The sequence below is a fragment of the Streptosporangium sp. H13245 genome (assembly GCF_055690525.1).
Genome location: NZ_JBSZKT010000054.1, coordinates 1 through 12,439, shown reverse-complemented (window position 1 = coordinate 12,439; position 12,439 = coordinate 1). Strand labels below are relative to the sequence as shown.

14 protein-coding genes are annotated in these 12,439 nt (G+C 70.6%); 5 read left to right on the top strand and 9 right to left on the bottom strand.

Going from position 1 to position 12,439, the window contains the following annotated elements; all coding sequences use genetic code 11:
* Positions 1 to 23 precede the first annotated feature (23 nt).
* The 3 genes from bioD to ACW9TB_RS37445 are packed head-to-tail and all read right to left on the bottom strand — an operon-like array spanning position 24 to position 2,654.
* The gene (bioD, locus tag ACW9TB_RS37455) at positions 24 to 746 is read right to left on the bottom strand and encodes a dethiobiotin synthase (RefSeq protein ID WP_472752861.1); all 723 of its coding nucleotides are present in this window, start codon (positions 744 to 746) and stop codon (positions 24 to 26) included.
* A 31-nt stretch (positions 747 to 777) separates the two neighbouring features.
* Positions 778 to 1,497 carry a GntR family transcriptional regulator gene (locus ACW9TB_RS37450; protein ID WP_472752860.1) on the bottom strand — a complete coding sequence of 240 codons (720 nt, stop codon included), beginning with the start codon at positions 1,495 to 1,497 and terminating at the stop codon, positions 778 to 780.
* The gene (locus ACW9TB_RS37445) at positions 1,494 to 2,654 is read right to left on the bottom strand and encodes an 8-amino-7-oxononanoate synthase (protein ID WP_472752859.1); all 1,161 of its coding nucleotides are present in this window, start codon (positions 2,652 to 2,654) and stop codon (positions 1,494 to 1,496) included. The genes ACW9TB_RS37450 and ACW9TB_RS37445 overlap by 4 nt, the downstream gene beginning before the upstream one ends.
* Before the next feature lie 67 nt (positions 2,655 to 2,721).
* On the opposite strand from ACW9TB_RS37445, the gene ACW9TB_RS37440 reads away from it, so the two are divergent.
* Entirely contained in the window at positions 2,722 to 4,185 is a 1,464-nt protein-coding gene (locus tag ACW9TB_RS37440) for a sensor histidine kinase (RefSeq protein ID WP_472752858.1), read from the top strand.
* Between the two features lie 87 nt (positions 4,186 to 4,272).
* Here ACW9TB_RS37440 and ACW9TB_RS37435 read toward each other — a convergent pair whose 3' ends face one another.
* Both ACW9TB_RS37435 and ACW9TB_RS37430 read right to left on the bottom strand, forming a co-directional pair.
* On the bottom strand, positions 4,273 to 4,527 hold the full coding sequence (locus ACW9TB_RS37435) for a WhiB family transcriptional regulator (RefSeq protein WP_436764209.1): 255 nt from the start codon (positions 4,525 to 4,527) through the stop codon (positions 4,273 to 4,275).
* A gap of 281 nt (positions 4,528 to 4,808) precedes the next feature.
* Positions 4,809 to 5,768, bottom strand: coding sequence for a diacylglycerol/lipid kinase family protein (locus ACW9TB_RS37430; RefSeq protein ID WP_472752857.1), 960 nt, complete (start codon positions 5,766 to 5,768; stop codon positions 4,809 to 4,811).
* 78 nt (positions 5,769 to 5,846) lie between these two features.
* Between ACW9TB_RS37430 and ACW9TB_RS37425 the strand changes: the two genes are divergently transcribed.
* Entirely contained in the window at positions 5,847 to 6,230 is a 384-nt protein-coding gene (locus ACW9TB_RS37425; protein WP_472752856.1) for a hypothetical protein, read from the top strand.
* A 7-nt stretch (positions 6,231 to 6,237) separates the two neighbouring features.
* Here ACW9TB_RS37425 and ACW9TB_RS37420 read toward each other — a convergent pair whose 3' ends face one another.
* From ACW9TB_RS37420 to sodN, 3 genes are all read right to left on the bottom strand, one after another.
* Positions 6,238 to 7,017 (bottom strand): RNA polymerase sigma factor SigF, encoded by a 780-nt coding sequence (locus ACW9TB_RS37420; RefSeq protein ID WP_344893659.1) that lies wholly within the window; start codon positions 7,015 to 7,017, stop codon positions 6,238 to 6,240.
* A gap of 17 nt (positions 7,018 to 7,034) precedes the next feature.
* A complete protein-coding gene (locus ACW9TB_RS37415; RefSeq protein WP_425583460.1) occupies positions 7,035 to 7,460 on the bottom strand; it encodes an ATP-binding protein in 426 nt (141 codons plus the stop codon).
* Positions 7,461 to 7,804: 344 nt separating this feature from the next.
* On the bottom strand, positions 7,805 to 8,206 hold the full coding sequence (gene sodN, locus ACW9TB_RS37410; RefSeq protein ID WP_472752855.1) for a superoxide dismutase, Ni: 402 nt from the start codon (positions 8,204 to 8,206) through the stop codon (positions 7,805 to 7,807).
* A 90-nt stretch (positions 8,207 to 8,296) separates the two neighbouring features.
* Between sodN and sodX the strand changes: the two genes are divergently transcribed.
* Complete coding sequence (sodX, locus tag ACW9TB_RS37405; protein ID WP_472752854.1) at positions 8,297 to 8,599, top strand: nickel-type superoxide dismutase maturation protease; 303 nt, start codon at positions 8,297 to 8,299, stop codon at positions 8,597 to 8,599.
* 4 nt (positions 8,600 to 8,603) lie between these two features.
* Here the strand turns inward: sodX and ACW9TB_RS37400 are convergent, their stop codons facing one another.
* Positions 8,604 to 9,134, bottom strand: coding sequence for a CGNR zinc finger domain-containing protein (locus ACW9TB_RS37400; RefSeq protein ID WP_472752853.1), 531 nt, complete (start codon positions 9,132 to 9,134; stop codon positions 8,604 to 8,606).
* A 278-nt stretch (positions 9,135 to 9,412) separates the two neighbouring features.
* Between ACW9TB_RS37400 and ACW9TB_RS37395 the strand changes: the two genes are divergently transcribed.
* Both ACW9TB_RS37395 and ACW9TB_RS37390 read left to right on the top strand, forming a co-directional pair.
* On the top strand, positions 9,413 to 10,606 hold the full coding sequence (locus tag ACW9TB_RS37395) for an NAD(P)-dependent malic enzyme (RefSeq protein WP_472752887.1): 1,194 nt from the start codon (positions 9,413 to 9,415) through the stop codon (positions 10,604 to 10,606).
* Positions 10,607 to 10,893: 287 nt separating this feature from the next.
* On the top strand, positions 10,894 to 12,252 hold the full coding sequence (locus tag ACW9TB_RS37390) for a hypothetical protein (protein ID WP_472752852.1): 1,359 nt from the start codon (positions 10,894 to 10,896) through the stop codon (positions 12,250 to 12,252).
* The last annotated feature ends 187 nt before the right edge of the window (positions 12,253 to 12,439 follow it).

Here is a 12,439-nt window from a genome sequence, read left to right as displayed (position 1 = left end):
CGTGGAGAAGAGCCGCGGCTCGGCTACGGGGAAAGCCTAAGGGTGGCGCGGAAGGAAGCGGGGTCGAAGCCGCCGCCCAGCGCCGGGCCCAGCCCCGCGCGGGCCGCGCGGGCGAAGGCGTCGCGCCCCAGCAGACCGGCTCCCTCGGGGAGGGCGCCCGCCAGCGGGCGCGCGGCCAGCATCTCCAGGTCGGCCACGTTGCTCCGCTCGGCGGGGCCGGGCTCGGCCGGCCAGGAGCCGATCACCACCCCGGCGGGCTCCAGCCCCCGGTGGGCCATCGCCTCCAGCGTCAGCGCGGTGTGGTTGAGCGTGCCCAGCCCGGCCCTGGCCACCAGGAGGACCGGTGCCGAGAGCGCGCGGGCCAGGTCGGCCAGGGTCGCCCCCTCCTCGTCGAAGCGGACGAGCAGCCCGCCCGCCCCCTCGACGATCACCAGCCGGTGCGAGGAGGCCAGCTCCTCGATCCTGGCCGCCGCCCGCGCGACGGAGAGCGGCGGCAGGCCGGACAGGCGTGCCGCCGCGGCCGGGGACAGCGCGGCGGGGTATCTGGCCAGCTCGAAGGTCGTCCGTACCCCGGACAGCCGGATGACGTCGTCCACGTCGCCGGGATCGGCGCCGGACACCCCGGTCTGCGCGGGTTTGACCACCGCCACCGAGGAGCCCCGCTCCCTGGCGAGCGAGGCCACCGCCGCGGTGACGACCGTCTTTCCCACCCCGGTGTCGGTCCCGGTGACCACGAGAATGCTCACCCGTCCCACCTTAGGCGGCGCGGGCGACGCGTCAGGGGCGGTGCAGGCGGGTGACGAACTTGTAGCGGTCTCCCCGGTACAGGGACTGGGCCCACTCGACCGGGTTGCCGTCCGCGTCGAAGGCGTGCCGGGTGAGCAGGAGCATCGGCAGGCCGACGTCGACACTGAGCACCTGCGCGTCGTACGGGGTGGCGAGCACGGTCTCTATGATCTCCTCGGCGTCGGTCAGCCGTACGCTGTAGGCGTTGTACAGCGTCTCGTACAGCGAGGAGTGCACCTCCAGCTCTCGTCTGAGCCGGGGGAAGCGCCGGGCGGAGAGATGGGTGGTGTCGATCGACATCGGCTCGCCGTTGGCCAGGCGCAGCCGGTGGATGCGCAGCACGCGGCCACCGGCGTTGATGGCCAGGCGGCGGGCGAGCGGCTCGTCGGCGGTGACGTAGCTGATGTCGAGGATCTTGGTGTCGGGTTCGAGGCCGACGGTCCGCAGGTCCCCGGTGTAGGAGGTCAGCTGGAGGACCTGGGCGACCTTGGGCTGCGCGACGAACGTCCCCTTGCCCTGGATGCGCACCAGGCGGCCCTCGACCACGAGCTCGGACAGGGCCTGGCGCACGGTCGTGCGCGACGTCTCGAAGCGGACCGCGAGGGCCCGTTCCGGGGGCAGGGCGCTGCCCGCGGGCAGGCTCTTGGTGAGGGTGAGCAGGCTGCGCTTGACGTCGTAGTATTTCGGGATCCGCGGGGAGTCGTCGCTCACATGGTCACCTTCATCTCGGCCACGGCGGTGAGTGCACCCCGGATCACCGCTAGATCATCGGAACTCAGATTGGCCCGTGCCGTCAACCGCAGGCAAGAGCGGCCGACCGGCACCGAGGGCGGCCGGAAGCATCCGGCGCGCACCCCGTGTTCCGCACAGATGAGGGCGGCCCGAAGCGCGATCTCGGGTGGGCCGAGCACGATGGGGACGACCGCACCCGCCGGATCGCCGGTCTCCAGGCCGAGGTCGCGGGCCGTCGCGGCCAGCTCCCTCGCCCTGGCCCGCACGATTCCGGGCAGTTCGGGCTGATGGTGAAGGATATCGACGGCGGCGAGTGCCGCCGCCACGCTGCCCGGTGCCAGCCCGGTGTCGAAGATGAACGAGCGGCCCGTGTCGACAAGGGTCTGGATCACCTCGGGCGCGCCCAGCACGGCCCCGCCCTGCGACCCCAGGGACTTGGACAGTGTGATCGTTCTCACAACGCCCGGCTCGGACGCGAGCCCCGCGGCGTGCACCGCGCCCTGCCCGCGGGCGCCGACGACCCCGATCGAGTGCGCCTCGTCGACGACCAGCAGCGCGCCCTGCCGCACCGCCGCCGCGTGCAGTTCCGTGAGCGGTGCCAGGTCGCCGTCCACGGAGAAGATCGCGTCGGTGACCACGATCGCGTGCTCCTCGTCCCGGTCGGCCAGCGCCTTCTCCACGGCCACCACATCCTTGTGTGGAGTGACCACGACCCGGGAGCGCGACAACCGGCAGGCGTCCACGATCGACGCGTGGTTGCCCGCCTCGGAGACCACCAGCGCGTCCCTGCCCAGGGCGGCGACGGCGGCCAGGTTGGCCAGGTAGCCGGAGGAGAACACCAGGGCGCCCTCCGCGCCGGTGAAGGCGCGCAGACGCGTCTCCAGGCGCGCGTGGAGGGCCGTGGAGCCGGTGACCAGGCGAGAGCCCGTGGAGCCGGTGCCCCAGGCCCGCGTGGCCGCCACGGCCGCCTCGACCAGGCGCTCGTCCCTGGCCAGGCCGAGATAGTCGTTGGAGGCCAGGTCGATCAGGCCGTCGTCGTCGGGGGTGCGGGCGCGCAGGACCCGCCGCAGTCCTGCCGCCTCCCTCGTGGCCGCCGCCGTGCGGAACCGGGCCAGCGGGTCGGGGGTGTGCTCCATAGGCGCATCTTTCCAGCCGGACTCACCCGATTCGCGTTCGGGCCTGCAAAGAACGCATGATGCACGGGTGCCGACTCTAAGCGACCTGGCGGTTCGTCACACCGCGCTCGACAATGCGGACCTTGAGTGGATGCACTCGCTGGTGTCCGACTGGCAGCTCCTCGCCGACCTCTCCTTCGCGGACCTGATCCTGTGGATCCCGCTGAAGGAGGGCACCGGCTGGATCGCGATCGCGCAGATGAGGCCCACCACGGGCCCGACGGTCTACCACGACGACATCGTGGGCATGACGGCGTCCAAGGGGGAGCGGCCGCTCCTGGAGACCGCCTGGAACGAGCGGCGCATCTGCCGCGAGGGCGACCCCGACTGGTCGAGCGGGGTGCCGGTCCGCGAGGAGACCATCCCGGTGCGGCGGGCCGACCACTTCCTGGGCGTCATCCAGCGCTCGACGAACCTGTCCTCCGCGCGTACCCCCTCCAGGCTGGAGCTGACCTACCTGCAGAGCGCCTCCGACCTGGCCCAGATGGTGGCCGAGGGCCGCTTCCCGTTCTCCGGCGCCGAGCCGATCCTGGTCCGCTCGCCGAGGGTGGGCGACGGGCTGCTCCGGCTCGACCGGGCGGGCCGCGTCACCTACGCCTCGCCGAACGCGCTGTCGGCCTACCGGCGGCTCGGCCTCAACGCCGACCTGGTCGGCGCGGAGCTGGGCCGTACGACCGCCACGCTCTGTTACTCCGACGAGCCCATCAACGAGAACCTGATGCTCGTCGCGAGCGGGCGGGAGCCCAGGGAGACGGAGGTGGAGTCGGGGGGCACGGTCGTCCAGCTGCGGGCGATCCCGCTGGTCGTCGGCGGCGGGAGGATCGGCGCGCTGGTGCTCATCAGGGACGTGACCGAGCTGCGGCGCCGCGAGCGGGAGCTGATGACCAAGGACGCCACCATCAAGGAGATCCACCACCGGGTGAAGAACAACCTGCAGACGGTGGCCGCGCTGCTGCGGCTCCAGGCCAGGCGGATGCAGCTGCCGGAGGGCAGGGAGGCGCTGGAGGAGGCGGTACGCAGGGTGGGGTCGATCGCGATCGTGCACGAGACGCTCTCCCACACGCCCGAGGAGCAGGTCGACTTCGACGACATCGCCGACCGGGTGATCGCGATGACGGGAGAGGTCGCGGCCCCGGAGACGCAGGTCGTGCCGCGCCGCGTCGGGACGTTCGGGGTGCTGCGCTCGGAGATCGCGACGCCGCTGGCGATGGTGCTCACCGAGCTGCTGCAGAACGCGGTCCAGCACGGGCTGGCGCAGCGCCAGGGCAAGCTCCAGGTGATCGTGTCACGCGGGGCCGAACGGCTGGACGTGATCGTGTCCGACGACGGCAGCGGGCTGCCCGAGGACTTCGACCTCGACCAGGCCACCAGTCTCGGCCTGCAGATCGTCCGGACCCTGGTGGTGGGCGAGCTGTCCGGGCGGCTGGCCATCGAGCCGCGCCAGGGCGGCGGGACCGAGGTGAGCCTGAGCATCCCCCTCCCCGCGGTCTGAGCGGGGGAAGGGAAACGCGTCAGGTCAGGCCCTCGCCGGAGCCACCGGCTTCGGCGGTGTCGGCGGCGTCGTCGCGGGCGGGGGAGGTCAGACGCTCGCGCGGGTGCGGGCGCGGGCCGTACGGCGCTTGAGCGCGCGTCGCTCGTCCTCGCTCAGGCCGCCCCAGACACCGGCGTCCTGCCCGGATTCCAACGCCCACTTCAGGCATGCTTCACTGATGCTGCACGTGCTGCAGACCTGCTTGGCTTCCTCGATCTGCATCAGGGCGGGGCCGGTGTTGCCGATCGGGAAGAACAGCTCGGGGTCCACGTCACGGCAGGCAGCTCGGTGGCGCCAGTCCATGCGTCCACTCCTTCGTATGAGGAGCCCCTTGCGTCGGCTCCAGCGGCTCACTTTGTGAAGAGTTTCACTAACCAGCGCGAACGAATCCCCGGTCCGTGGTGCGGGTCGGGGGTCATCCACTTGATCGTCGGTGGCCTGGGAGCGAGGTGGCCGCTCAAAGGTCCTACGTTCCGACGTCAATCCTGAGATTGTCAGCCACGCTTAGTACACGCAAGAGGTTTGGGAGAACGTTTTGCCTGAAATGGATGTCGGATGCGTCACACACGCCCGTACGTAACCGATTAGACCAAGACCTGTAACGCGTCGGGGATAGAACGGAACGTTATCCGCTCGACCTCCCCCAAGTAGTCACCGTCCAGCTGGAAGGCCACGGGACGCCCGGCACTCAGGGTGAACTCCTTCTCGTCGTGGAGTTGCACCAGGTGGCGGCCCGTCGGCAGGGTGTCGCGGTCACCGATGATCTGGGGCATCAGCTGCAGCATGGAGGGCAGGCCGAGGCGCTGGAGGCCCAGAAGATCGAGCCCGGTCTCGAAGCTCGCCCACGGGGTCGGCGAGACCGGCCGCGGGCCGATGTACGACCACGGGGAGGTGTTGGAGACGACGGCCATGAAGATGCCGCCGGTCCTCGGCACGTCCGGGCCCTCGACGGTCATCGGCGGGTGGCGCTTGTCGGTCGACAGATAGTGGTGTAACGCGGTGTTCACATAGCGGGTGGGCGTCGCCTTGCGGCCGGTGCCCCGCATCCCCTCGACCGCCCTGATCACCTCGGCGTCGTACCCCAGGCCACTACAGAACGTGAAATATCTACTGTGGTCATTCCAGATCGCCTGGCCGAGCCCGACGGTCCGCCTCCGGCCGTCGCGGATCGCCTCCAGGATCGCCCCCATCGCCTCGACCGGGTCGTTCGGCAGGCCCAAGGCCCTCGCGAAGACGTTCGCGCTGCCGCCGGGGATCGCCAGCAGCGCGGGCCGGTCGATCGAGCTGCCCTCGTCACCGGCCTTGCCGTCCACCGGGTCGAGCAGCCCGTTCACCGCCTCGTTGATGGTGCCGTCACCACCCAGCACGGCCACCACGTCGTAGCCGGAGGCGTGCGCCTTGCGGGAGAGCTGCGTCGCGTGCCCCCGGTAACCCGTCTCCTCGACGGTGAGGTTCATCGTCGCGCTCAGCGCCCTGATGAGAACGTCCCTGGTTCGCTGGTTGGTCGTCGTCGCCTTCGGATTCACCAGGAGCATCGCGCGCATGACCTCAGCGTATCCGCCGGAAACCGAGCGGAGGCGGCGAAGAGGCGGGCGACCATACCCGGCGATAGGGTTGGCCGCGTGTCGAACCGCCCGATGACCCTCACCGTCGCCGCCGCCGTCATGGCGCTGGAAGGCGCGACCGCCCTGCTCCTCGGCGGCTACGCCGGCGTGGAGACGGTGATCGGCCGGCCGTCGGACCTGATGAGCTCGATCGCCGTCGCCGCCTTCGGGATCATCATCGGCGCCGCCCTGCTCTGGGTCGGCTGGGGAATGATCCGGTCGGAGCGGTGGGCGCGGAGTCCGGGCGTGCTGACGCAGATCTTCGCCATCCCGGTCTCGGTCACGTTGATCCAGTCCGACCAGCGGGCGATCGGCGTCTCGCTGATCGTCCTCGCGGTGGTCGGACTGGTCACGCTGCTGTCCCCGCCGACGACGCACGCCCTCTACGGGGACCAGGACTAGCCGCTCGCTAGTCGTCGACGGTCAGACCCTCGCGGAGCTGGGCGAGGGTCCTGGCGAGCAACCGGGACACGTGCATCTGCGAGATGCCGAGCTCGGTGGCGATCTGGGACTGTGTCATGTTGCCGAAGAAACGCAGCAGCAGGATCCGCTTCTCCCGCGGGGGCAGCCGCTCCAGCAGGGGCTTGAGCGACTCGCGGTACTCGACGCCCTCCAGGGAATCGTCCACGATCCCGAGGGAGTCGGCCACCGCCGGCGCGTCGTCGTCACCGGAGTCGGGCGCGTCGAGGGAGACCGTGGAGTAGGCGTTGGCCGACTCCAGCCCTTCGAGCACCTCCTCCTCGCTCATCTTCAGGAACGCGGCCAGCTCGGCCACGGTCGGCGCGCGCCCCTCCCGCTGGGAGAGCTCGCTGATCGCCTTGGTGAGCGAGAGCTTGAGCTCCTGCAGCCGGCGCGGCACGCGCACCGCCCAGCCCTTGTCGCGGAAGTGGCGTTTGATCTCGCCCACGATCGTCGGGGTCGCGTAGGTGGAGAACTCCACCCCGCGGCCGAGATCGAAACGGTCGATCGACTTGATCAGCCCGATGGTCGCGACCTGGGTGAGGTCGTCCAGCCACTCGCCCCGGTTACGGAACCGGCGGGCGAGGTATTCGACGAGGGGGAGGTGGAGCTCGACGAGCTCGTCGCGGATGCGCTGGCGACGCGGGTCGTCGGAGGTCAACTCCACCAGTTCCGCGAAGAGCAGGCGCGCACGCACCCGGTCGGGCACCGCGTGGTCGCTGGCGGCCATGGCACGAGTCCTTTCCGTCACGCCGGCCTCGCCGCGCCTCGGCGCTTGCGGAGGACGATCGCCATACGGTCGGGGGAGTCGGTTACGGCATCCACATCATCGGCCAGGGCGGTGAGCACCATCCACGCGAAGTCGTCGCGTTTCGGAGGGGTGTTCCCCACCGTGCTGACCTCGACCCGCACTTTCATCAGCTGCCCGGTGAGCTCGAACTCGGCGGTCAGATCGGTGCCGGGAACGGCCTGGGTCAGCAACATCGCACACGCCTCGTCGACCGCGATCCGAAGATCCTCGATCTCGTCCAGCGTGAAGTCCAGCCGTACGGCAAGTGCGGCTGTCGCCGTACGCAGCACGGACAGATAGGCACTCGTCGCCGGCAGCCGGACGCTCACCACGTCACGGATCCCGCCCATGCCGACCGCGGGCGCCTCGGTGTGTTCGGTCACGTTCCTCCTCGCAGAGTCGCTGACTGCAACCTACAGCCCTGAGACGGTAGTTGGCCCGCTTGGACTCGCGATCGGGGCGATTTGCCACCGTCAAGAACCCCTGAAGATACGCAAAAGGGGCACTGTACTTATGGAGGCCCCGGTGCGTCGCGCCCCGGCCCGCACCGGACGGCGCGGACACCCCGGGATTCCGGCCTGCCAGGCGAGACGGGGGTGTCGCGGCGCGGACACCGCCGCGGCGGCGACGGGTCCCCGCGGACCCCCGATCCGGATCAAGGAGGTGTCCAGGGGACGTTTCCCTGATCCGGATACCGGCGCCCTCTCACGAGATCGTTGTGAGGGTTTTAGGCGGCCTTGGTCTCCCAGAAGATCTTGGAGATGTCGTCGATCTTGCCGAGGAGCTCGTCGGCCTTGGCGACGTCCACCGTGCCCTTGCCGCCGGCCGCGCCCGCGAGCTTGGTGGCCTCCCAGAACAGCTGGTGCAGCTGCGGGTAGGTCTCCAGGTGCGGGGGCTTGAAGTAGTCGGTCCACAGCACCCACAGGTGGTGCTTGACCAGCTCGGCCCGCTCCTCCTTGATGGAGAGCGCGCGGGCGCGGAACACCGGGTCCTCGTTTCCGGCGTACTTCTCCATGATGGCCTTGACGGACTCGGCCTCGATGCGGGCCTGGGCCGGGTCGTACACGCCACAGGGCAGGTCGCAGTGGGCCGAGGCGACGTGCTTGGGGCGCAGAAGTCGTGCGAGCATCGGAAGTCCTTCCTTGATGCCGGGTACAGAATGGTCCGGTTAACGACCTTACTCGTCTCCGAATGCCCGCGTGGGAGGGGGTTGCGCTCCATGAGAGTCCGTGTCGCGGGAGAGTCGATGCTGCCCGCGCTGCGGCCGGGCGACTGGCTCTGGGTGCGGCGCGGCGCGGTCGTGCGGCCCGGGGACCTGGTCGTCGCGCGGCTGCCGTCCGACCCCGCCGTGCTCATCGTCAAGCGCGCCGCGTGGGAGGCGGACGACGGCTGGTGGCTGGAGAGCGACAACCAGCGCGCGTCCGGCCGGCGCGACAGCTGGGACTTCGGGGCGCTGCCGCCGTCGTCGATCGTCGGCCGGGTGGTGCTGCGCTATCGGCCGGGCTTCTGGCGGGCCCGGTAGGCCTTTACTGGACGACCTTCTGGCGGGCCCGGTAGGCGGCGACGTTGGCCCGGCTGGCGCACCGCTCCGAGCAGTAGCGGCGCGACCGGTTGGAGGAGGTGTCGAGGTAGGCCCTGCGGCAGGGCGGCGCCTGGCAGAGGCCGAGCCGGTCGACGCCGAGATCGGTGATCATGGTGGCGAGGCCCATCACCGCGCCCACCGCGTACTGGTCGGCCATCCGGCCGCCCTCGGTGAGGTGCAGGTGCCAGCGCTCGCCGTCGTGGCCGGAGATCTGCGGCTGGACCGGGTGGTGGATCAGCAGCGAGTTGAGCCGGTCGACCACCGCCTCCTCGTCGCCCACCTCGGCGGTCTCGAACACGATCATCAGCTCCTCGCGCAGGTCGCGCAGGGCCTCCAGGTCGCTCCTGGTGATTCGGCAGCCGGGCCGGTAGCGGCCGCCCTCTTCCAAGAGCAGGCGCAGCCCTTCGAGGCCGGTCAGCCGGTCGGGGCTGTTGATCAGTAGTACGGCCAGCTCCGCGTAGGAGGTCAGGTCCATCTGGGGATCCGTCGATGTAAGAGGCGGCATGGATTTTGAGTATTACACGATGCGGCGAGGTTAACACCGGGACGGCGAAAGTGCGGGACTTCCTCCATCGGAGGCAGTCTCAACATGTGGCACAATCGAGCAACGGGTGACCCCCGTACCCCTCCAGGCGACCGTGCTCAGTGAGCAGGCCCCGAGCGGCTACCGAAGCCCGGGACAGGCTTCCTCCGGCCGTCTCCGAAGGAAACATCCGTCTGTCTGACTGAACTACAGGGGTCGCTGTGGCTGTCATGCCATCCTCCATCTCTCTCGAAGCCCTCGAAGCCCTCGACTTGGATCCGGCCTTCGCCCTGCACCGCGGCGGCAAGCTGGAGGTCCGCTCCACCGTCCCGGTCCGCGACGCCGGTGACCTGGCACTCGCCTACACGCCGGGGGTGGCCAGGGTCTGCAGCGCGATCGCCGACGAGCCCGAGCTGGCCAAGGACTACACCTGGATCTCCAACGTGGTCGCCGTCGTCTCCGACGGCACCGCGGTGCTCGGCCTCGGGGACATCGGGCCCGCCGCCGCCATGCCGGTCATGGAGGGCAAGGCCCTGCTGTTCAAGCAGTTCGCGGGCGTCGACGCGGTGCCCATCTGCCTCGACTGCACCGACGTGGACGCGCTGGTCGAGACGGTCGTCCGGCTCGCCCCCTCCTTCGGGGGGATCAACCTCGAGGACATCAGCGCGCCCCGCTGCTTCGAGGTCGAGTCGCGCCTCCGCGAGCTCCTGGACATCCCCGTCTTCCACGACGACCAGCACGGCACCGCGATCGTCACGCTGGCCGCGCTGAAGAACGCCGCGCGGCTGACCGGCCGCTCGCTGGGAGAGCTGCGGGTCGTGGTCGCCGGTGCCGGAGCCTCCGGGATCGCGGTCAGCAGGATCCTGCTCAACGCGGGCATCGGCGACATCGCGGTGGCCGACTCCAAGGGGCTCATCCACGAGGGCCGCGACGGGCTCAACCCGGTGAAGGAGGCCCTGGCGCGCGACAGCAACCGGGCGGGCCTGCGCGGCTCCACCGAGCAGGCGCTGGCCGGGGCCGACGTGTTCGTCGGGCTGTCGGGCTCGACGGTCTCGGAGGAGGCCATCGCGTCGATGGCCTCGGAGTCGATCGTCTTCGCGCTGTCCAACCCGACGCCCGAGGTGCGGCCGGAGATCGCGCGCAAGTACGCGCGGGTGGTCGCGACCGGCCGCTCCGACTTCCCCAACCAGATCAACAACGTGCTGGCCTTCCCCGGCGTCTTCCGCGGGGCGCTCGACGTCCGCGCCACCACGATCACCGAGAACATGAAGGTCGCCGCCGCCGAGGCGCTGGCCGGGGTCGTCGGGGACGACGACCTGTCGGCCGACTGCGTGATCCCCAGCCCGTTCGACGAGCGCGTCGCCCCGGCGGTCATCGCCGCCGTCTCCGCGCAGGCCCGCGCCGACGGGGTCGCCCGCCTCTAGGAGCCCCCTGGGAGCGCCCCCTCTGATCCGTCCCCGCTTCTCGCGGGGCGGTGACCACGCCGTACGGCCACATCCCCCGCTCACCGGGTACGCGCGATCGCGGACGCCCCTCGCCCGACCGGCGAGGGGCGTCCGCGTTTTCCGGAAACCCCGATATTCGTCACGGATCGTGCTATAAAAAGAACTCTCAGTTACCTATGTGCGTAAGGCGTGCATCAGGCGGCCGATGCGCGCACGACCGCGTCGCGCGCTGTCGCACGCAGGTGGTTCTCGCGGTGAGGGGAGCTATGGAACGCGAGCCCAACCGACTACTCCAGAGGCTCATCGCCGAGGCGGGCTTCACCCACAAGGGGCTGGCCCGCCGGCTCAACGATCTCGGCGCGGCTCGCGGCCTGTCCGGTCTGCGGTACGACCACAGTTCCGTGCTGCGCTGGATCGCCGGCCAGCGGCCGAGAGACCCGGTCACGGGGCTGCTCGCCGAGATCTTCGCGCTCCGGCTCGGCAGGGCCGTGACCCCCGAGGATCTCGGCCTGCCGGCGGTCCTGACGCCTCTCGGCCTCGGGCAGGAGTTCAACCACACGTGGCAGGAGGGAATCTCGACCGTGACAGCACTGTGGCGCGGGGACGTGGAGAGACGCAGGTTCTTGCTCGACTCCACCTTCGCGATCGGGGCCGGGTCCGCCGGAGCGGTGCGCTGGCTGACCCTTCCGCTGGAAGGCCGCCCCGAGGGGCGGGGCACCCGGCGCGTCGGCATGGACGACATCGCGGCGATCCGGGAGGTCACCCGGTCCTTCGGCGAGCTGGACAACAGGTTCGGTGGCGGGAGGGTCCGGCCCGCTGTCGTGAAATATCTGGACACGGCGGTCGCGCCGCTCCTCGGTGACGGCTCGTACGCCGAGAACACGGGCAAGGCGCTGGCGTCGGCCGCCGCCGAGCTGACCCGGCTGGCCGGATGGATGGCCTACGACCTGGAGCAGCACGGCCTGGCCCAGCGCTACCTGATCCAGGCGCTGCGCCTGGCGCGCGGGGCGGGCGACCACGGGCTCGGCGGCGAGATCCTCGCCGGGATGAGCCACCAGGCCATATATATAGGACAACCCGCCCACGCGCTCGACCTGGCCAGGGCCGCCCAGCTCTCCGCCCGGCGGGCCGGGGTCTTCGCCCTGCTGGCCGAGACGCACGTGCTGGAAGCCCACGCGCACGCGGCACTGGACGACCGCGCGGCGTGCGCGAGCTCCCTCCACGAGGCCGAGCTGTCCTTCGACCGGCGCCGGGCCGGTCACGAGCCCGACTGGATCTCCTACTTCGACGAGGCCTACCTGTCGGCGAAGTTCGCGCACTGCTTCCGCGACCTGGGCGACGGGCCGGGCACGGTACGGCACGCCAGGCGCTCGCTGGAGATGGACGGGCGCTACGTACGCGGGCGGATGTTCAACCTGTCGCTGCTCTCGGCCGGGCTGCTCGCCTCGGGGGAGCTAGAGGAGGCCTGTTCCGTCGCGGTGGAGGCGCTGGAGCTGGCGAAGGGCCTGGAGTCGGCACGGACCCGGTCGTACGTCACCGACCTGCGGCGGAGACTCGAACCCCACGCCGCCGAGCGGCCGGTGATGGAGCTGAACGAGCGGGTCGGGGAGCTCAATCCCGCCTGAGCGCCCGTTCCCGGGCCTTCGGCTCGCGGATGGAGTCCTGGAATGGCCGAAGGGGCCCGGTGTGTGCCGGGCCCCTTCGGGTGAAGCTACGTGCTAGGTGGAGCTACGTGCTGGTGGTGCTGTGAGTCTGGGGTTTGGACGCCCGGACTCGGGTGATCGTCAGGGAGCTACTACTACTTGACGATCG